Raw genomic sequence first — 18,472 nt, forward strand, 5'->3', positions numbered from 1 at the left:
GGAGGCGGCTGACACCGCAAAGTGGCGACCGCGCGCGCCGGGGCGCGATACCGTACGGGGCGATGTGGTCGAAGGCACGGTTCTGTACGGGTACGCAACCCGGTGAGAGCCTGTGCCCATGACCGAACCGGCCGGCGCGCTGGCCGCCCGTATCGAGCGGTTCGAGCAGAGCGCGGATCCCGGCCTGATCTGGGATCCCGCGGCGCCGGCCGAGGCCGAGCAGGCGATGCGCGCGTGCGCCGGCGACCGGTCCGACGCGGCCACCTGGCGGCTGATCGGCATGCTGCACCTGGCCCGCTACCGGCTTGACCAGCGCATCACGCAGGACGCAGCGGTCGCGGGCGCGTTCTTCGCCGCCGTGGCCGTGGCCGACCCCGGGCGCCTTCCCGAGCGGCTGCGCGGCTCGAAGGCGCCGTCGGACGACTCGGCCGACACGTGGGCGGGGCTGGTGGAAGAGGTGTTCCAGCACGTCGACCCGGCCACGTACCCGCATGTGGGGCTGCTCGTCCACGCCCTGGTGGCGCGTGCCATGGCCGACCCCACGCCCGAGGTGGCCGACCGGCTCGGAGAGCTGCTGTTACAGGAGTCGGTGCGCTCGCCCGACCCCGCCTGGGCGCCCGGCGCGCTCGCGGTGCTGGGCGGCGGGCTGGTGCGGCTGTTCGGGGTGACGGGGGAGCGGGAGCACATCGACGACGCGGTGCACGTGCTGTTCAGGGCGGCGCTGGCCGAGCCGTCCCACGCGGGTGAGCTGGCCACCGCGCTCGGCATGGCCGCGTTCGGTGACGAGGAGCTGGTCAGGGCGTACCTGGCGGCCACGGAGACGGCGCCGCGCGGCCAGGACAGGTCGCGGGCCCTGCTCGCGCTGGTCGAGCTGGCGTACGCGCGGTCGGCCGGGTCGTTCGCCGACCGCGACCTGCTGGCCTTCATCAGGGTGGGGCAGTGCGCGCTGGACTTCTGGCACGAGCAGTGGGCCCATCCGGGTGTGCTGGCGCCGTACGCGGCCGGGCTGGTCGAGTGGTTCGTCGTCACGGGCGACGAGCGCTCGCTGGAGGCCGGCACCGAGATGCTGGAGGCCCTCCATGTGGCGCCCGACGAGACGGCGCGGGGGCTCGGGACCGACCCGGTCGTCCGGCTCGGCCTGCTGGGCGACCGCCGCTGGAACCGTTACGGCGTCACCGGAGAGCAGGCCGACCTGGAGAGCGCCATCGAGGTCCTGCGCGAGGCGGCCGAGCTCATGCCGAACGGTCACCCGTACCGCGCCAGGCAGCTCGCGAACCTGGCGGACGCGCTGCTCGAGCGGGCGACGGTGGCCGGGGGGGACCCGGCCGAGCCCGTCGCCGCCGCCCGCGCCGCGCTCGCGGCACATGGCGAGCGGGACCCGGCCAGGGCCGAGGCGCTTCTGACGCTGGGCCGGGCGCTTCACCTGGACCTCAGCCCGGTCCACGCCGACGAGGCCGTCGCCGTGCTGCGCGAGGCGCTGGCGGCCGGTGAGCGGCCGGCGTTCCGGGCGGAGGCGTACGAGCTGGTCTCGGAGGTGCTGCGCCGGCGGGCCGCGCACACGGGGCGGGTGGAGGACCTGCACGAGGCGGTGGAGGCCGCCCGCCAAGGTCTCGAGCTGGCCGTTCGCGACCAGACGCCGGACTCCGACGGCGGCCTGGAGGGCGGGCGAGGCGGTTCCGCGCGGCGCGAGCTGTGCCGGGCGCTGCTGGCGCGCTTCTCCGCCCAGGGCGACCCGCGCGACCTGGGCGAGGTGCTCACGCTCGCCAGGGACGGGGACCCCGAGTTGCTGGCGCGGCTCGGCACGATGCTCGACGGACCGCTGCCGCCGGACCCGCAGCTCGCCCAGTCCGCCACCGAACTGGCGCTGGCCCTGCCGGACTCCCCGGACGGCGAGGTGGCGGTCAAGCTGCTGCGGTACGCCGAGCGGCAGGCCGACTCGCCCGGCGAGTTCCTGCTGGAGGCCGGGCAGCGGCTGCGCGAGCTCGGGCGGCGGCGCACGGCCTGCGCCGTGCTGGGGCGTGCCGCGGAGGTGTTCGGCGCGGGAGCCCGGATGGCGTACGCGCTGTCCGAGCAGGGGCTCGTCCACCAGGAGCTGGGCGAGCTCGACCTGGCTCTGGAGTCCTTCGACCGGTCGGCGGCCGGTTACCGCTCGCTGGGCGCGGCCGGCTCCGAGGCGCTCCAGCTCGGGCACATGGGCCTGGTCCTCCTCCAGTCGGGGCACCCGGCCCGCGCCTTCGAACACCACCAGCGGGCCGCCACCCTGTGCGAGGACGCCGGCCTGGCCGCGGAGGAGGCGGCCCAGCAGGGGTACGCGGCCGAGGCCGGCCTGGCCGCCGGCGACCCCGTCGGCGCCGTCTCCTGCGCGGCCAGGGCCCGCGACCTCTATCTCGGACTCGGCGACGCCCGGCAGGCGGCCCTGGTGCTCGTCCCCGCCGCCAGGGCTGCCCTCGACCAGGACGACCTCACGGCCACGGGCGAGCGCATCGCCGCGTGCGCCATCGAGCTGGAGGCGGCCGGGGCGTGGGAGGAGGCCTGCAGGACGCTCGACGCGCAGGCCGTACTCCTGGCCGGTCGCGGCCACCCCGGCCACGCGGCCGCCTGCGAGACGCGGCTGGTGGAGATCGTGCGGCGCAGGGGGGAGCGGCGCGAGCCCGCCGACGAGTGGTACCGCATCGCCCGCCGCCGCCGCGAACGCGGCGACGCCGACGGCGCCAGGATGGCCTATCAACTGGCCGAACGCGAGTACGAAGCCCTCGGCCACTACGACGGGGCCGCCTCGGCGCGCTACAACCTGGCCGTGCTCGCGTACGCGGAGGGGGATACCGAACGGGCGCTGGAGGAGTTCGGGGCGGCGGGGCAGGCGTTCGCCCGGCTGAGCGCTTTCGCGAAGGAGGCTTCCGCGCTGACCATGCGCGCCTCCTGCCTGATCCTCCTCGACCGCTTGGACGACGCGTCGGAGGACCTGGAGCGCGCGCTGGAGCTGGCCGCCACGGAGGGCGACGTGGCCGCCCTGCTCACCGCCACGCTGGGGCAGGCCGAGCTGGCCGCGCGGCTGGGCTCGTGGCAGGAGGCCGGGGAACGGCTCGGCTCGGCCCTGGGGCTGGCCGGCGGGGACCCGCTCAAGGAGGCCGTCGTACACGACCGGCTGGCTGCGCTGGCCGCCCGTACCGGTGAGCTGGCTGCGCAGGTGGAGGCGTTGGAGGCGGCGGCTGCGGGCTTCCTGGCGAGCGGGCTGCGGGAGCTGGCGGCGCTCACCTCGATCAAGCTCGGCTTCGCTCTGGAGGCACGCGGCGAGTTCCACCGCGCCCGCACAGCCCTCGAATCCGGCCTCACCGGCCTCGACCCGGCACTGGACGGCGTCGAGCCGACCTCCGGTGGCATCGAGCTGACCTCTGGTGGCATCGAGCCGACACGCGACGACGTCGCCCGGAGCCGCCACGGTCTCGGCTCGCCACGCGATGGCCTCGGCCGGACGCGCGCCGGCCTCCACCCGACACACGTCGGCCGCGGCTCGACCGGGAGCGGCGGCTTGGCAGGGCGTGGCGGCTCCATCGAGCCAGGCGGCGCGCGTGAAGACGGCGGTCCCGGGCAGCGTGGCGGTCCGGGGGAGCGTGGCGGTCCGGCGGAGGCCGGTGGCTCGGCGGAGTCCGGTGGCTCCTTCGAGCTCATCGCGGCCATGGGCGGAGGCGGAGGGCTGGACGCGGAGCTGCTGGCGCGGCTGGCGAGCATCCAGCTCACCCTCGGGGACGTCACCCGCGGCCACGCGACCTTGGCGGAGGCGATCAGGGCGGGCGGCGACCAGACGGAGCGGCTGGAGACGTGGCTCCGCATCGAGGAGGCCGAGGCCGCAGGCGACCTGGAGACCGCCCGCGCCCTCGCCGAGCGCGCCCTGAACAGCCGTTCCGTCGTCTCCGAGCTGAGCGTGGGCGGACGCTCCACCGCGTCCGGGCACCGCTCGTTCCTGCTGGTCAAGCTCTCCGCCTTCTGCCGCGCGCTGGGGGACCTGGAGGCCGCGCACGCGTACGCCGCCCGCGGCTACGAGCTGCGCGACCGCCTCGTGATCGACCACCTGCGCAACCTCGGCGCGGCGGCCAGGGGACTGGGCCGTCCGGACGAAGCCGCCGAGCACCTCACCCAGGCGGTCGCCCTGGCCCGCGACGCGGACGCCGCGCTCCCCGCCGATCTCGTACGGGCGCTCGACCTGCTCGGCCGCGTCCGCACCGACCAGGCCCGCTGGGAGGAGGCCGCCGAGGCTTTCGACGAGGGCCTGGAGCTGGTGTCCTCGCCGATCTGGCGCGCGTTGCGGGTTTCCTCGCTGGCCGGACGCGCCGCGCTGCACCTGAAGCTGGGCGAGCTGGCGGAGGCCGAGGCCCGGTACCGGGAGGCCATCGCGATCGGGGAGGAACTGGGCGGCCGGCCGGACCTCGCGGACGCCTACGCCGACCTCAGCCTGGTCTGCGCGCTGCGCGGCGAGAGGGAGCAGGCCGGCGGATTCGCCGGACGGGCCCTGGAGCTCGAACGCGCCGGCGGGCGGACCCGGGGCGTCGTCCTGGCCCTCATCATGCGTGCCCGCCTCGAGGACCCCGCCGGGGCGGAGGTCTCTCTGGAGGAGGCCGCGGATCTGGCTCAGCGCATCGGCTTCTGGCCGGGAGCGGCGCTCGCCCTGGGCCGCCTCGGCGCGCTCGACCTGGCCGCCGGGTCGTACACCCGTGCCCACTGGCGGCTGACCGAGGCCGTGGAGCTGCTCGAGGAGCTCGGCCACGACCTGGAGCTGGGTCTCGCCCTGCACCACCGGTCGCTCGCGGCGGAGGAACTCGGAGACCCGGCGGGCGCGCTCGCCGACGCCGAACGCGCCCGCGAGCTGGGCCACGACTCCGACAGGGCCATCGGTCTCGCCGTCCGCCTGGGACGCGGGATGACGGCCTGGAGGTACGTGGAGCAGGCCAAGTCCCGCACGTTGGCCGCGCAGCCAGGGCTCGGGGTGGCGCATGGCCACGGCGACGTGCCCGGCGAGCTGCTGGAGGACGAGCGGCGCGGGCTCGACGCCGTGCGGACGCTCATGGCGGCCGCCCGCAACACCCGCGACCCGGCGGAGGCCGCGGCGCTCATCCGGCGGGCCCGTGCCGCGCGGGCCGACGTCGAGGCGCTGTGGCGGCGCATGGAGCCCTTCGCCCCCGGTCATGTGGCGCTGCGCCGAGGGACCCCGCCCGGCCGCCTGCAGCTCGACACCCTCGTCACCCCCGGCCACGCAGGCGGAGCGACCGCCCCCGGCCAGGCAGGCGGAGCGACCGCCCGCGTCGCCTCCGACCAGGGCGGAGCGACCGCCCTGGTCGGCTTCCACGTCGGCGAGGAGAGCGTGACGGTGCTCGCCCACCGCACCGGCTGGCCCGAGCCGCGCGTCTTCCCCACCACCGTCGGCCACGACCTGCTGGCCGCCTTCACCGCCACCATCGACGGGCTGCGGCCGGACCTGCTGGACATCGAGGCGCGCCGCCACCGGGCCGCCCTCTGGCGCCGCCTGGCCGACCTCCTCCTCGCGGACGCGCTCGACGCGCTCAAGGACGGCCTGGACCACCTCTACCTGGTCCCGCACGCTGGACTCCACCGCGTCCCGCTCCACGCCCTCGCCCCGAACGGCCGCCCGCTCATCGAGCGCTTCCCCGTGACGTACGCCCCCTCCGTCGCCGCCCTGGCCCGCCTCGCACAGCGGGCCTCCTCGACCGCGGCACGGTCACTGGTCCTCGGCTGCACCGCCGAACCCAGGAGCCAGGCCGGGCTCGAAGACGTCGCCGCGTTGCTCGGCACCCAGCCCCTCACCGGCCCGGACGCCACCGCGACCACACTCTCCGGCACCTGGGACGTGGTGCACCTGTCGTGCCAGGCCGTGTACGACGCCCGCGACCCGTTCGGCTCGGGCATCAGGCTCGCCGACGGGCTCCTGACCGCCAGGCGGCTCATGAGCATGAACCTGGACGCCAGGCTCGTCGTCCTCACCGCCCAGGAGGGCGGGGCCACGAGCGGGGACGACCTGGCCGGGCTGACCCACGCCCTCCTGCATGCGGGCGCCAGATCGGTGCTTCTCCCGCTGTGGCCGGTCTCCGCCGAGGTCACCGCGGCCCTGATGCGCGACTTCCACACCAGGCTGCGTTCCGGCACGGCCCCCGCCCAGGCGCTGCGCGAGGCCGTACTGGAACTCCGCGACCTGTACGGTCCCGCAGAGCCCGACCTGTGGGCCCCCTACGTCCTGGTGGGCCTCTGAGCCAGCACCTCGGCCAGGCGCTCCATGGACTCGCGCCCGCCCCGTGGCCCGTCGGCCCGCACGATCGCGTCCCGCGCCTCCACCGACGGGTGCACGGATCGCGCGACGTAGCGGGTCCCGCCCGGGACCTCCTCCAGGGTGACCGTCTCCAGCGCGACGTCCCCGGGCGTGCCCTCGAACTCCCACGTCCGTACGAACCGCTCGGGCGCCACCACGTCGTGATAGACGCCACGGAAGCCGTACTCCCGGCCATGAGCGTCGCTGTTCACGTACCGCCACAGGCCGCCCCGCCGGAGCTCCATCACATCGACGCGGGTGCTGAGGAAGCGCGGCCCCCACCACCGGGGCACCAGCTCCGGGTCGGTGACCGCCCGGAACACCACCTCGCGGGGCGCGTCGAAGACGTGGATCATGACGATGTCCTGGCGGCCGGGTTCGATGACGAACTCGGTGTCACTCATGCTCACCCCTCTGGATCTTCCTGATCTCCTGCTCGAGCCGGTCGAACCGGTCGGTCCAGCGGTCGCGGTAGCGGACGATCCACTCCGCGGCGCTGTCCAGCGGAGCCGTCTCCATGCGGCAGGGCCGCCACTGCGCGTCGCGGCCCCGGCTGATCAGCCCGGCGCGTTCGAGCACCTTGAGGTGCTTGGAGACGGCCTGAAGGCTGATGTCGAACGGCTCGGCCAGCTCGTTCACCGTCGCCTCGCCCTCGGCCAGCCGGGCGAGGATCGCGCGGCGCGTCGGGTCGGCCAGCGCGGCGAAGGTGCGGCTCAGCTGGTCGTCGGGCACGTCAGTGGTCCACGATGGCGCCGCAGGAGACGTTCACGGTCGCGGAGGTCATGGTCCTGGCCCGGTCCGAGGCCACGAAGGCGGCGACGTCGCCCACGTCGGCCAGCGTCGCGGTCCGCTGGAGCAGGGTCGGCTCGCGCAGCGCGGCCTCGAGGTCGTCCCTGCCGGGATAGTCGCCGGGCAGGCTCTCCGGCACGCCGCCCGTGATCATGGTGACGACGCGGACGCCGTACCGACCGGCCTCGCACGCCCACTGCCGCCGGATGCCCTCCATGGCGTCGAGCGCGACCTTGAACCCGCCGAGCCCAGGTGACGTCTGAGGGCCGCCGCCGCCGAACAGCAGGATCACCCCGGACCCGCGGGGGATCATGTGCTTGACGGCGGCCCTGATGGTCAGGAACTGCGTCCTCGCGGCAACCTCGATCGGCCGCAGGAACTCCTCGGGGGAGATCTCGAGCAGCGGCTTCTGCACGTCCTGGACCCCGATGGCGTTGAACGAGACGTCGATGCCGCCGGCCCGCTCGGCCACCGAGTCGGCGAACGCGCCGACCGCCTTCTCGTCCAGCGCGTCCACCAGAGCCGTCTCGGCCGTCCCTCCGGCGGCGCGGACATCGGCGGCGACCTTGTCGAGCGGTGCCTGGGTGCGGCCCGCGAGGAAGACCCGCGCGCCCTCGCGGGCGAAGGCCCGCGCCGCCGCGCCGCCGATCGGGCCGCCCGCGCCGTAGACCACGGCGACCTTGTCCTGAAGGAGCATGGCATTCAACCCTTCGGTTTATCAACCTGTGAGTTGAATGCTAGCCGAGGGGGCGGCGCCCGGCAAAGCCCAGTTCCGTCAGCGCGCGGGCGTCCTCGATCACCTCGGGGAGCAGCGCGCGGGCCTCGTCAACGGTGAAGATCCGGTCCATGCGCCACACGTTACGGCGCGTACGCGTCGATGAGCAGCCGTTCGGCGTGGTCGAGGTAGTCGTCCAGGTACGCGGCGGCCTTCTCCGGCTGTCCCGATTCCATGAGGCCGAGCAGCGCGCGGTTGCGGTCGACGAACGGCTGGTGGAAGGCCCGCGGATTCTCCATCACGTGGAAGACCAGGCGCAGCTCGGCCAGCAGTTGGCGCATGGCCTCGTCGATCCGCGGGCTTCCGTTGAGCGCGGCGAGCGCCTGGTGGAAGCGGATGTTGGCGGTGCCGACGCCCTGCCAGTCGTCCTGCGCGGCGGCCCGCTCGGCGTCGAGCACGGCCTCCTTGATCACGGCCAGCGCCTCGGGGGGCGGGCTGAGGCGTACCGCGGCCCCTTCGAGCACGCGGCGCACCCGGTAGAGGTCGGCGACGTCCTCGGCGGACGGGAGCCGGACGAAGACGCCCCTGTTGAGCTTGTGGTCGAGCAGCCGCTCGTGGCCGAGCAGCCGGAACGCCTCGCGCAGCGTGTTGCGGGAAACGCCGAGCCCCTCAGAGATCGACTCCTCCGACAGGCGCTGCCCAGGGCGGAAGAAGCCCTCGCTGATGCGGTCGCGCAGGATGTCGGCCACCCGCTCCGCCGTGCTGGTGCGGCCCAGCCGGGAACGGTCCTGGGCGAGGTCGGCAACCACGTCATCCACATTCAACAGGGAATCATGGAGCAAAACTCTTGTCGAATTGTTCAACGATTCTTATGTTGAGAAGAACCCCCTTAGCTGAGATCGAGGAGCGATCGAATGACAGGCTCCGCGCAACAGACCCGGCGGGTGATCCTCGCCGGCCTGATCGGCACGTCGCTGGAGTGGTACGACTTCTTCCTCTACACCACGGCCGCGACCCTGGTCTTCCCCAAGCTGTTCTTCTCTTCGCTCGACCCGTTCAACGCGACGCTGGCGTCGCTGACCACCAACGCCGTGGCGTTCGTCGCCCGGCCGCTCGGCGGCGTCGTGTTCGGCCACTTCGGCGACCGGGCGGGCCGCAAGACCGTGCTGGTGGTGACGCTCCTGGTGATGGGCGTCTCGACATTCCTCATCGGCGTGCTGCCCGGCTACGCGAGCGTGGGCGTGGCGGCGCCGATCCTGCTGGCGCTGCTCAGGTTCGTGCAGGGTCTGGGGCTCGGCGGCGAGTGGGGCGGCGCGGTGATCATGTCGATCGAGCACGGCGACGGGCGGCGGCGCGGCTTCAACGCCAGCTGGCCGCAGGTCGGCGTGCCCGCCGGTTACGTGCTGGCCACCGGGCTGCTCACGGTGCTGTCGTTCGCGATGTCCGACGCGGCGTTCCTGTCGTGGGGGTGGCGGGTGCCGTTCCTGCTGTCGGGGGTGCTGGTGTTCGTGGGCCTGTGGGTGCGGCTGAGGATCAGCGAGTCGCCGCTGTTCGCCGAGGTCGAGGAGCGGGGCGCCAAGGCCAGGATGCCGCTGCTCGAGGTGGTGCGTACGCACCCGAGGGCCCTGCTGTCGGCCTTCACCGCGCGGATCGGGGTGGACGCGGCCTTCTACATCTTCACCGCGTACATCATCGTCTACCTCACCACGGTGTTGCACCTGCCGCGCTCGTACGCGCTGAACGCGGTGCTGATCGGGTCCGCGCTGGAGCTCGTGCTGATCCCGCTGGCGGGCGCGCTGTCCGACCGGTTCGGGCGGCGGCCCGTCTACCTCGTAGGCGTGGTGGGCGCGGCGGTGTGGGCGTTCGCGTTCTTCCCGCTGCTCGACAGCAGGTCGTTCCCGCTGATCGCGCTGGCCGCCGTGGTGGCGCTGGTCACCCACGCCGCGATGTACGGGCCGCAGGCGGCGTTCATCGCCGAGTTGTTCAGCACGCGCCTGCGTTACAGCGGCGCCTCCATGGGCTACCAGGTGGCCGGCATCGTCGGCGGCGCGCTGGCCCCGATCATCGCGCTCAAGCTGTTCGAGGCGTACGGATCCACGCTCGCGGTGTCGATCTACGTGGTCGCCGCCCTGGCGGTCACGGCCCTGGGCCTGGCCATCGCCCCGGAGACCCGCGACCTCGACCTCGCCGACGCCCCCGAGGCCAGGACCCCGCTCCCCGGCCAGGTGGGCCCGTTCGCCTGAGCCTTCCGCTCACCACCGCACCCGCGAGACATCACTGGAAATCGCCGCGAAAGCCGCGGGCGGCGGCTGCCTCCGCCGCCCGCGCGGAAGGGCCCGGATGAGAATCACCCTGATCATCATCGCCGCGCTCATCGCCGTCCCCCTGCTCATCGGGGGCGTGGGGGGCCTGGAGAGCACGGGCGGCGGCGAGGTGGCCGTCATTCGCGACGGCGGCCCCCTCGACGACAACAGGGTACGCCAGGTGATCGACCCCGGTTCGGGCCTGACCTGGACCGGCATGTGGTCGTCCACCCACCTCTACCCGGCGCAGCAGCGCTTCTACACGATCACCGCCGACGCCAAGCGCGCCACGAGACTCGGCGTGGACGTGGTGACGGTGCCGAGCAGCGACGGCGTGAACCTCGGCATCGAAGGCACCCTCTACTTCACGCTCAACCGGGACCACGCGACGCTGAAGACGTTCGACGACAAGTACGGCACCCGTACCTTCCGCACGCAGGACGACCGCTCGCTCTACCCGTGGGACGGCGACGACGGCTGGTCGGCCTTCTTCGGCCAGGCCGTCCGGCCCGTGATCGACAACGCGCTGCGCGGTCAGATCGGCGCCATGCGCTGCGCGGAGCTGGTGCCGTCGTGCTCGCTGCTGGAGAGCGCCGCGCTCAAGCCGCAGGACAGCAACACCACCATCGTCAAGGTCCAGGACGCGGTCAACGCCTCCCTGGCCCGCGACCTGCCGGCGACGCTGGGCGGCGACTTCTTCACCGGGCTGCGCTTCACGCTGGTCAAGGTGACGCTGCCGGGCGAGGTGCAGCAGGCCGTGGACCGCTCGCTGGCCGCCTCGGCGGCCGTCTCCGAGGCCCAGGCGAAGGTCGCCCAGGCCAAGGCAGAGGCGGAGGCGAACCGGGCGAGACAGGAGGGCTACGACAAGTGCCCCGCCTGCGCCGAGATCGAGAAGCTCAAGTCGCTGCCGCAGGGCATCACGGTGTACGCCCCGGGTAATCCGCAGTCGGTCGTGGTGCCGGCCCGGTAGACCACCTGCCTCTGAAGGCGGCCATCGAGATCAGGAACACGACCTGGCCGGCGAGCGCCACGGTCAGCCACGTCTGCCAGCCGCCGGCCTTCACCACGACGGGGGAGACCACCAGCAGGACCACGATCATGACGCGGACGACCATGCCCCAGATGCCCAGCGCGGAGCCCTGCAGGCGGGACTCGACGTCCTCGGCGTCCTCGGAGAAGTTGGCCATCCAGGGCACGTACGCGATGCCCATGAACAGGTAGAGCAGCGCGTACACGATCGTGACCTGCGCCGCCGGCACGCCGGGGCCGACGATGGCGACGAAGTACGCCAGCGCCGCGACGGTCAGGACCGTGCCGGCGGCGGTGAACGGCTTGCGCAGCTGGATCCGGTCGGAGATCCGGCCGACGACCACCACGGCCAGGGCGTTGAGCACGATGCCCAGCGCCACGACGCGGTTGGCCGCGGCCGCGTCCATGCCGAACGCGGTGGTCAGGATGGTCTGGCCGAAGATGGCGAACGTCCAGTAGAGCACCTGCCAGCCGGTGTTGCCGAAGACGTGCGCCCACAGGTGCGGGTGCCTGAACAGCTCTCTCAGCCGTCCGTGGGGGGTGTGCCCCTCGGCCTGCACGGCCTGCTCGGCCTGCAGCACCTGCGCCCGCAGCGCCGCCGACGGCTCGGCGATCTGCCAGATGACGACCGCGCACATCGCCAGCGACAGGAAGCCCATGATGATCGCCTGCGACTGCCACGCGTTGCCGAACAGCGGCAGCGTGAACCCCGCGATGAACGAGGCCAGGAACGACGCCCCGACCGGCCCCCACGTCCAGAACGCGAACGCCTGCGCCCGCCCCATGCGCGGCGAGAAGTCCCGCACCAGCGACGCGGTGATCGTGATGCCCGCCCCCTCGATGAACAGCATCAGGCAGCGGACCCAGAACAGCCCGGCCACGCTGTCCACGGTGGCGAGCAGGAAGTTGCAGGCGGCGGTGACGGTCAGGGTCGGCACCAGGATCGCCACCCGGCCCCACCGGTCGGACAGGATGCCGCCGAACCCGGCCGAGATCCCGCCGATCAGCACCGACAGCGCCGCGATCTGCCCGTACTCGGTGAGCGACATCCTCAGGTCGTCCATGAGGAGCGGCAGGATGGTGGCGACGGTGGTCTCGAAGTTAGCCACCAGGCTGGCCAGCACCGCTGTCGCCAGCAGGAAGATCCGGCGGCCGCCGACCGGGTAGACGTTGAGCTCGCGGACATAGAACGGCTTCATTCCCCATCCTCCGGCGTACGGTCCTCGGACTGTGTCGGGCGGGATGTCGCTCTAGAACGCGTTTCTAGTTGCTCCAAGCCTTCCGTTTTGTACGGATAAGTCAACGTTTTGAGGGATCACGATGTGATCTCGTTCACACCGCCGGCGTTGTGACGGAATCGCCATCTATTCCCAGAACAACAGCCCCCGAATAGGCATAAACTGCGCGCCTGTGAGCCTGCCTGTACGTGAACGTTCCCCCCGGCCGGGCGGCGGCCGCCACCGCCGTCCCGTGCCTACGTCCCTGCCGCCGGACGCCCCTGTGCTCGTGCTCGCCACCCCGGGCGACACGGCCGGCGTGGCCGAGGAGATCGCGGCTGTCGTACGCGTCGACAACCCGCAGATCGAGGTCCGGCTGGCGAGCGTGACCAACCTGGCGGACTCCCTGCCCACCGGCCGCGACGCCGTCATCGTGCCCCTGCTCACCTGGGACGACCCCGTCGTCCTGGCCGAGATCGGCAAGGCCGTGGCGGCCGCCGGCACCGGCGCCGTCGTCACCGAGGCGCTCGGCCCGCACCCGCTGCTGGCCGAGGCCCTGCACATCAGGCTCGCGGAGCGCGGCCTGGCCAGGGTCGACCGCGTCCGCCTGCTGAACGTCTCCAGCCCCGTCGACGCCGTCATCCTCGCCACGGTCGGCGGGGAGCGCGCGGTGCACGCCGTGCAGGCCACGGCGGTGCTGCTGGCCTCCAGGCTTACGCTGCCCGTCGTGTCGGCCTCCCTCGACAGCGAGCCGGGCGTCGCCATGGCGGCCCAGCGGCTGCGCGCGGCGGGCGCCGAACGGCTGGCCATCGCGCCCTGCTTGATCGGACACGAGGCCCCGGCGGACATCGTCGCGCAGGCCGCCGCGGCGATCAGCGCCGGGCACGCCGAACCGCTCGGCTCTCACAGCGCCGTCGCCGAACTTGTCGCGCGGGCTTACGGTAGTCAACTTGCCACTTGACAAGGGTTGTAGGGATCACGGGAATCGCGTTACCGGAGCGTGTAGCGCGGTCCCGGGGCCTTTGCTATTTTGAACACGGGCGATAATCAAGCCTGTACGGAACGCAATTACAAGGCGGCCGGGCCGGTCGTCTCAGGGCGTGGAGACCTCCAGACGGTGGTCGGGTCTGTGAAACGTCAAGCACCCCGTTCCACAATTCGCGGCGTCCGCGCCGAGAGTTCCCGCCGCAGGCGGGACGGGAATCCTCGCCGTTCACGGCGGGGTGCAGGTCAATCCTGTCGTTCGGGTTCAAGGGGCTCGGGCTGCACCGCGTCTGGGGCGCCCGCTCCCCGGCCAACCTGCCTGCCCAGCTCGCCATGCTGACCGCCGGGATGGTGGAGGAGGGCCGGATCCGGCACCACGTGCACACACCGCAGGGGTGGCGCGACCCGATCGTGCACTCGGCGCCGGAAGACGAGTGGGTCGCGCGTTAGACGAATGCCCGGCCACGGACGGCGGGTGTGGCGCGGACCGGGATTGTCGGTGGGACGTCCTACCATGAGGCACCTCACGGAGGGATGAGTCCAATGCTCGACGCGCTGATCGTGCCCCTGTTCGTCACCACGGACCTGCCGCCCCAGGCGGAGCTGGCCGAGTTCGGGGAGCTGCTCGCCGAGAGCGCGCGCGTGCTGGGCCGCGAGGGGGCCGGCTACGAGGCGTTCCTGGTGGGCAAGGTGTTCTGGCTCGACCGCCCCGTGCTGCCGGAGCAGCGTCCGGCGGCCGAGACGGAGCTGCGTTTCGCGGGGATGCTGGGCTACCTCGCCGCCTCCGGTCCCGGTCACACCTCGCACGACGTGGTCCGCGACGTGCGGCGGGCGATCGGCGAGGCCGTGGCGGGCCGCTACGGCGACGTGGGGGTGGTCCCGGCCGTGTTCGCCATCCGCGACCAGGACGTACGCGAGCGCACCCCCGAGTCCGCCGTCACCATCGACACCGGCGACGTCACACCCGAGCTGGTGACCGCGACCAGGTCGTACCTGTAGCCGACCTGGCTCCTCCCTCAGCGGCGGCGGAAGACGACAGGCTTGTCGCTGTAGCCTGGCCCACGGGAGTTGGTGAGCCACAGCTGCGATGTTCCGGGGACGCGGGCCAGGTTGAGCTTGTGCACCGTGCCCGCCGATCTCAGAAACTCCCTCGTCCAGCTCCGCCCGTCGTAGTGCAGCATCATGACCCGCCCGGGCTGGAGCTCGGCGTCGACGCCCGCCACCCACACGTCGTCCTTGCCCAGGGCGGTGACCGCGTGCAGCTCACCGTGCCAATCCGGTAGTTCCGTCCGCCGCCACGCGGTGCCGTCCCAACGCTGGAGGACGGGCCGACCCGCGTTCTTGGCGCCGGGTTCGTACGACCAGGAGAAGCCGTCGGGGCCGTCCTCAGAACCGGCCGCCCACACGTCGCGCGGGCCGAGGGCCAGGAGACCGGCCCACTCCGAAGGAGCCTCCAGTTCCGGCGGTTCCACCGGCTCCCACTGCGCCTGCACGGAGGACGTGGTCAGCCCCCCGAGGCAAGCCGCCACCACACCGAGGCGCTGGATGATCCTCACGGTGGCACATTATGAACACCCCGCGCTCTCCGTTCGAACGTGGCTGATCTGTGACCAACCGCGCACATCAGGTGGGTGTCTAACGGGTTGAGCGAAAGGATCCCAACCATGAGGCACCCCTCAGTGACCGCGGCGCTGCTGGCGTCGGCGGTCATCGGCGGGCTGGGGCTCACACCCGGCGCCGCCCACGCCCAGGCAGGGACACCGGCGGCCCGCGCCGCCTGGATCAAGTCCTGCCACGACAAGAAGGACGACACCGACTACCCCTGCGGCCACTGGAAGCTGGTCATGCGGGACGGCAGGCAGGTCGTCGTGCGCGACGCGGCCGGCAGCAAGGTCGGTGCCAAGGACGAGACGGCCGCGTTCGCGATCAGCGCCGACGGCCGCGTGCTGGCCTACCAGCGCGCCCGCGACCACCGCCTGGTCGTCCAGCCGGTCACCGGCGGCCCGGCCAAGCTGCTGCCGAAGTCGGCGGGCGCTGTCAACCTCAGCGTCATGCTGTCGCCCAAGGGCGACAGAGTGATGATCGACTACGGGAACGAGCCCGTGAGCCGGCCCATCAAGGTGATCACTGTCGCCACCGGCCAGACCACGACCCTGCCACTCGGGGACTCGATGCTCGGGTTCAGCGGTGACGGCGACGAGGTGCTGACCAGCCGCGACCTGAGCGACAACACCACGCGGCTGGCCGCGTACCGGCTCGGCGGCGGCTCGATCAAGCGGACGCCGCCCCAGGTCGTCTACGGCGCGGAGGCCCTGGCCCTGGCCCCCGACGGCCGGACGGTGGCCGCGTTCATCGCGGGCAACGCCGACAGAAAGAAGCCGCCGAGGGTGCGGACGTACGACCTGGAGAGCGGCGAGCTGTCGGCGGGGGCCGACCTGCCGCTCACGCCGGACACGGAGGCGGAGACGGCCTGGTGGGGGCCGGATGGCCGGATCCGCGCGACGGTGCGGCGCGGCGACGACGGGGAGGCGGCGGTGGTACGGGTGCTCACCGTCGATCCTCAGTCCGGCAAGGCCACGCAGACCGACGCATACACGATCAGCAACACCAAGTTCGAGCACGTCGAAGCGGGGAAGTGAACGACATGAGAGTGAAGATCATCGCGGTCCTCGTGGCCGCCGGCCTGGTCGCGGCCCCCGGCGTCGCGTACGCTGGGCCGCACGCGGACTTTCATCAGGGGCACGACAGCATCCGGTACGCCTCCATCAAGAAGTGCACGTCCAAGGGCGGGGACAGGCCGTGCGGCGACTGGCGGCTCGTCATGCACAGCGGCGAGAAGAGCGTCCTGCATGACGCCCAGGGGGTCGCCCTCGACGCGAAGGGCAAGTCGGTCCGCTACTCCCCGGCGCCCATCGCGGTCAGCGGGAACGGCCGGCGGATCGCGTACTTCACCAAGACCGGCAGTCTGGCCGTGCGGACGCTCGGCGGCGGCGTCAAGGTGTTCGCCAAGAACGCGCTGCCCCGCGTGGCCCAGAACGACGTGACCCTGCTCCTGTCCGACGACGGCGGCCGGCTGGCCGCGATCATCGGCGGCGACAAGCCGGCGAGCACGCGCGTGTTCGACACGGGCACCGGTGCCCGGCTCGGCACCGTGCCGGCCGACCGATCGGTGCTGGGCTTCAGCTTCGACGGGGACGAGCTCCTCACCACCGTCGACGGCGACGAGTCCGTCACCGAGCTGGCGGTCTACAGCGACACGGGCGAGGAGGCCGTACGGGTCGCGCCGCCGCAGGTCGTCGCGTCGAACGGGCCGCAGGCGCTGTCCGCCGACGGCCGCACGGTCGCGAACGTCGTGCAGGGGAGCAAGCCGCAGCTCGTCCTGTACGACCTGCAGACCGACCAGGTCACCAGCCGCAAGAAGATCAAGCTCCCGGACGCGGACGTCGACATGGTCGACTGGACCGGCGACACCCAGGTGACCCTCCACATGCTGTCCGGTGGCGACCGGATGACGATCGTCCAGATCGACACCGAGACGGGCGCGGTCAAGGTCAGGGACAAGTACACGACGCTCAAGGACACGTTCGTCTTCGCCGCGTGCGGCGGCTGACCGCCTCTCCTGCCGGTACGGCGGGGGCCCGGGGAGCCCCGCCGTACCGGCATTCGTTTCGCGGGTCCTGCGTGACCACGGCGAAACCGGCGGGACCTGGCCGATGCTTCCTCTGCGGGCCGTGAACTGGTCGGAGCCTCTTGACAGATCAGAATGTATCGATAAAGTTACCTCACTTTATCGATACATGGATCGATACAGTGATGCGCCTCACTCCCCCACGTCGCCAGGTCCCCATCGAAGCGAGAACACGCAATGAGACGAACTCCCAAGGTGTTCGCGGCCGCTGCCATGGTCGCCGCGCTGCTCACCGGCTGCTCTTCGAGTGAGAGCAACACGCTGACCTTCTGGAACCCGCTCACCGGCGACGACGGCGCCTACATGCGCCAGATCGTCCAGGACTACAACGCCACCAAGCCCCAGTACCCGGTCACCTTCCAGCCCATGGCCGAAGCCGACCTGTACACGAAGGTCTACAGCGTGGTGAACGCCGAGGACGACATCCCCGACGTGATGATCATGCACGCCGCGCGCATCCCGGAGTTCGCGGGCGCTGGAGTCCTGACGACGGACGAAACTCTCACGGCTGCCCAGCCCCAGCTCAAGCGGGACAACTATCAGGAGACGGCGTGGGACGCCGGCACGGTCGGCGGCAAGTCGTACGGCATCCCGCTCGACCTCCACGGCGTGATCATGTACTACAACAAGGACCTGGTCGCCAAGTACGGCGCCGAAGGCTTCCTCGACGACAAGGTGGTCACGCTCGACGAGCTCGCCACCCTCAAGGGCAAGCTTCCTCCGGATACCTACGCGTTCGCCGGGCTGTTCATCCCCGGCGTGGTGGACGCCGGCGTGCGTAACCTGGGCGGCAGCGCCGAACCTCAGCCCGGCAAGGTCGAGATGACCTCTCCGCAGTTCACCACTGTTTACAGCAAGCTGGTACAGCTTCAGAAGGATGGGCTCATCGCGCCCGAGGACTCGGACTCGATGCAGGTGTTCAACAGTGGGAAGGCCCTCTTCCTGCCCGACGGCACCTGGGGGCTCAGCGGCCACCGCGCCATCAAGGGCCTGAACTTCGGGCTCACGAACGCTCTTCAGATGTCGCCCGACAAGCCGGTCAACGTCCTCGGCTCCCACCAGTTCGTCCAGCTCAAGGACGGCAGCCGCGGCAAGGAGCGCGACAAGGCGGTGGCGGCGTTCGTCGAGTTCGTGCGCAAGAACTCCCTGAAGTGGGCCGACTCGGGCCAGATCCCGGCCAGCCGCCAGGTCTTCGAGAGCCCCGAGTACGCCAAGTACCCGCAGTCCTTCCTCACCGCCACCTCCGAACAGCAGTCGATGCTGAAGATCGACGCCACGCCGCACGCCGGCTTCATCTCGGGTGCGCTGTGGAACCACAGCAAGGACATCGTCTGGGGCCGCGTCCCGGTCGCCCAAGGGCTGGAGACGATGCAGAAGGAGATCGAAGCGAAGATCGCCGAAGCCGACGCCGCGGGAACGAAGCGTGACTGA

At 72.1% G+C, this 18,472-nt stretch carries 14 protein-coding genes; 8 read left to right on the plus strand and 6 right to left on the minus strand.

Annotated elements, in window-relative coordinates; translation table 11 throughout:
- Nucleotides 1-118: 118 nt before the first annotated feature.
- Nucleotides 119-6,259, plus strand: coding sequence for a CHAT domain-containing protein (locus ABD830_RS29420; RefSeq protein WP_344994308.1), 6,141 nt, complete (start codon nucleotides 119-121; stop codon nucleotides 6,257-6,259).
- Here ABD830_RS29420 and ABD830_RS29425 read toward each other — a convergent pair.
- The 4 genes from ABD830_RS29425 to ABD830_RS29440 all read right to left on the minus strand — a co-directional run bounded on the left by ABD830_RS29425 (nucleotide 6,238) and on the right by ABD830_RS29440 (nucleotide 8,644).
- A complete protein-coding gene (locus ABD830_RS29425; protein ID WP_344994311.1) occupies nucleotides 6,238-6,720 on the minus strand; it encodes an SRPBCC family protein in 483 nt (160 codons plus the stop codon). The two genes, ABD830_RS29420 and ABD830_RS29425, sit on opposite strands and share 22 nt — an antisense overlap.
- Nucleotides 6,713-7,048, minus strand: a complete 336-nt coding sequence (locus ABD830_RS29430) for an ArsR/SmtB family transcription factor (protein ID WP_344994313.1) — start codon at nucleotides 7,046-7,048, stop codon at nucleotides 6,713-6,715. Before ABD830_RS29430 ends, ABD830_RS29425 begins: the two co-directional genes overlap by 8 nt.
- Nucleotide 7,049: 1 nt before the next feature.
- Nucleotides 7,050-7,802 (minus strand): SDR family NAD(P)-dependent oxidoreductase, encoded by a 753-nt coding sequence (locus tag ABD830_RS29435; protein WP_344994316.1) that lies wholly within the window; start codon nucleotides 7,800-7,802, stop codon nucleotides 7,050-7,052.
- Between the two features lie 161 nt (nucleotides 7,803-7,963).
- Nucleotides 7,964-8,644, minus strand: coding sequence for a GntR family transcriptional regulator (locus ABD830_RS29440; RefSeq protein ID WP_378521137.1), 681 nt, complete (start codon nucleotides 8,642-8,644; stop codon nucleotides 7,964-7,966).
- A gap of 90 nt (nucleotides 8,645-8,734) precedes the next feature.
- Between ABD830_RS29440 and ABD830_RS29445 the strand changes: the two genes are divergently transcribed.
- Together ABD830_RS29445 and ABD830_RS29450 are read left to right on the plus strand one after the other, a co-directional pair.
- Nucleotides 8,735-10,063 (plus strand): MFS transporter, encoded by a 1,329-nt coding sequence (locus tag ABD830_RS29445; protein WP_344994321.1) that lies wholly within the window; start codon nucleotides 8,735-8,737, stop codon nucleotides 10,061-10,063.
- Nucleotides 10,064-10,160: 97 nt separating this feature from the next.
- Complete coding sequence (locus ABD830_RS29450; RefSeq protein WP_344994324.1) at nucleotides 10,161-11,093, plus strand: SPFH domain-containing protein; 933 nt, start codon at nucleotides 10,161-10,163, stop codon at nucleotides 11,091-11,093.
- On the opposite strand, the gene ABD830_RS29455 is transcribed toward ABD830_RS29450, so the two are convergent.
- Entirely contained in the window at nucleotides 11,041-12,351 is a 1,311-nt protein-coding gene (locus ABD830_RS29455) for an MFS transporter (protein ID WP_344994327.1), read from the minus strand. The two genes, ABD830_RS29450 and ABD830_RS29455, sit on opposite strands and share 53 nt — an antisense overlap.
- A gap of 271 nt (nucleotides 12,352-12,622) precedes the next feature.
- Between ABD830_RS29455 and ABD830_RS29460 the strand changes: the two genes are divergently transcribed.
- Entirely contained in the window at nucleotides 12,623-13,330 is a 708-nt protein-coding gene (locus ABD830_RS29460; RefSeq protein WP_344994330.1) for a sirohydrochlorin chelatase, read from the plus strand.
- A 566-nt stretch (nucleotides 13,331-13,896) separates the two neighbouring features.
- The gene (locus tag ABD830_RS29465) at nucleotides 13,897-14,352 is read left to right on the plus strand and encodes a hypothetical protein (RefSeq protein ID WP_344994333.1); all 456 of its coding nucleotides are present in this window, start codon (nucleotides 13,897-13,899) and stop codon (nucleotides 14,350-14,352) included.
- A gap of 17 nt (nucleotides 14,353-14,369) precedes the next feature.
- Here the strand turns inward: ABD830_RS29465 and ABD830_RS29470 are convergent, their stop codons facing one another.
- Nucleotides 14,370-14,909 carry a hypothetical protein gene (locus ABD830_RS29470; RefSeq protein WP_344994336.1) on the minus strand — a complete coding sequence of 180 codons (540 nt, stop codon included), beginning with the start codon at nucleotides 14,907-14,909 and terminating at the stop codon, nucleotides 14,370-14,372.
- 108 nt (nucleotides 14,910-15,017) lie between these two features.
- Here ABD830_RS29470 and ABD830_RS29475 point away from each other — a divergent pair, with 108 nt between their 5' ends.
- The 3 genes from ABD830_RS29475 (at nucleotide 15,018) to ABD830_RS29485 (ending at nucleotide 18,472) form a co-directional block, all read left to right on the plus strand.
- A complete protein-coding gene (locus tag ABD830_RS29475; protein ID WP_344994339.1) occupies nucleotides 15,018-15,992 on the plus strand; it encodes a WD40 repeat domain-containing protein in 975 nt (324 codons plus the stop codon).
- Between the two features lie 5 nt (nucleotides 15,993-15,997).
- A complete protein-coding gene (locus tag ABD830_RS29480; RefSeq protein WP_344994342.1) occupies nucleotides 15,998-16,963 on the plus strand; it encodes a hypothetical protein in 966 nt (321 codons plus the stop codon).
- 255 nt (nucleotides 16,964-17,218) lie between these two features.
- A complete protein-coding gene (locus ABD830_RS29485; RefSeq protein WP_344994344.1) occupies nucleotides 17,219-18,472 on the plus strand; it encodes an extracellular solute-binding protein in 1,254 nt (417 codons plus the stop codon).

This window comes from Nonomuraea helvata (assembly GCF_039535785.1).
Lineage (GTDB): Bacteria > Actinomycetota > Actinomycetes > Streptosporangiales > Streptosporangiaceae > Nonomuraea > Nonomuraea helvata.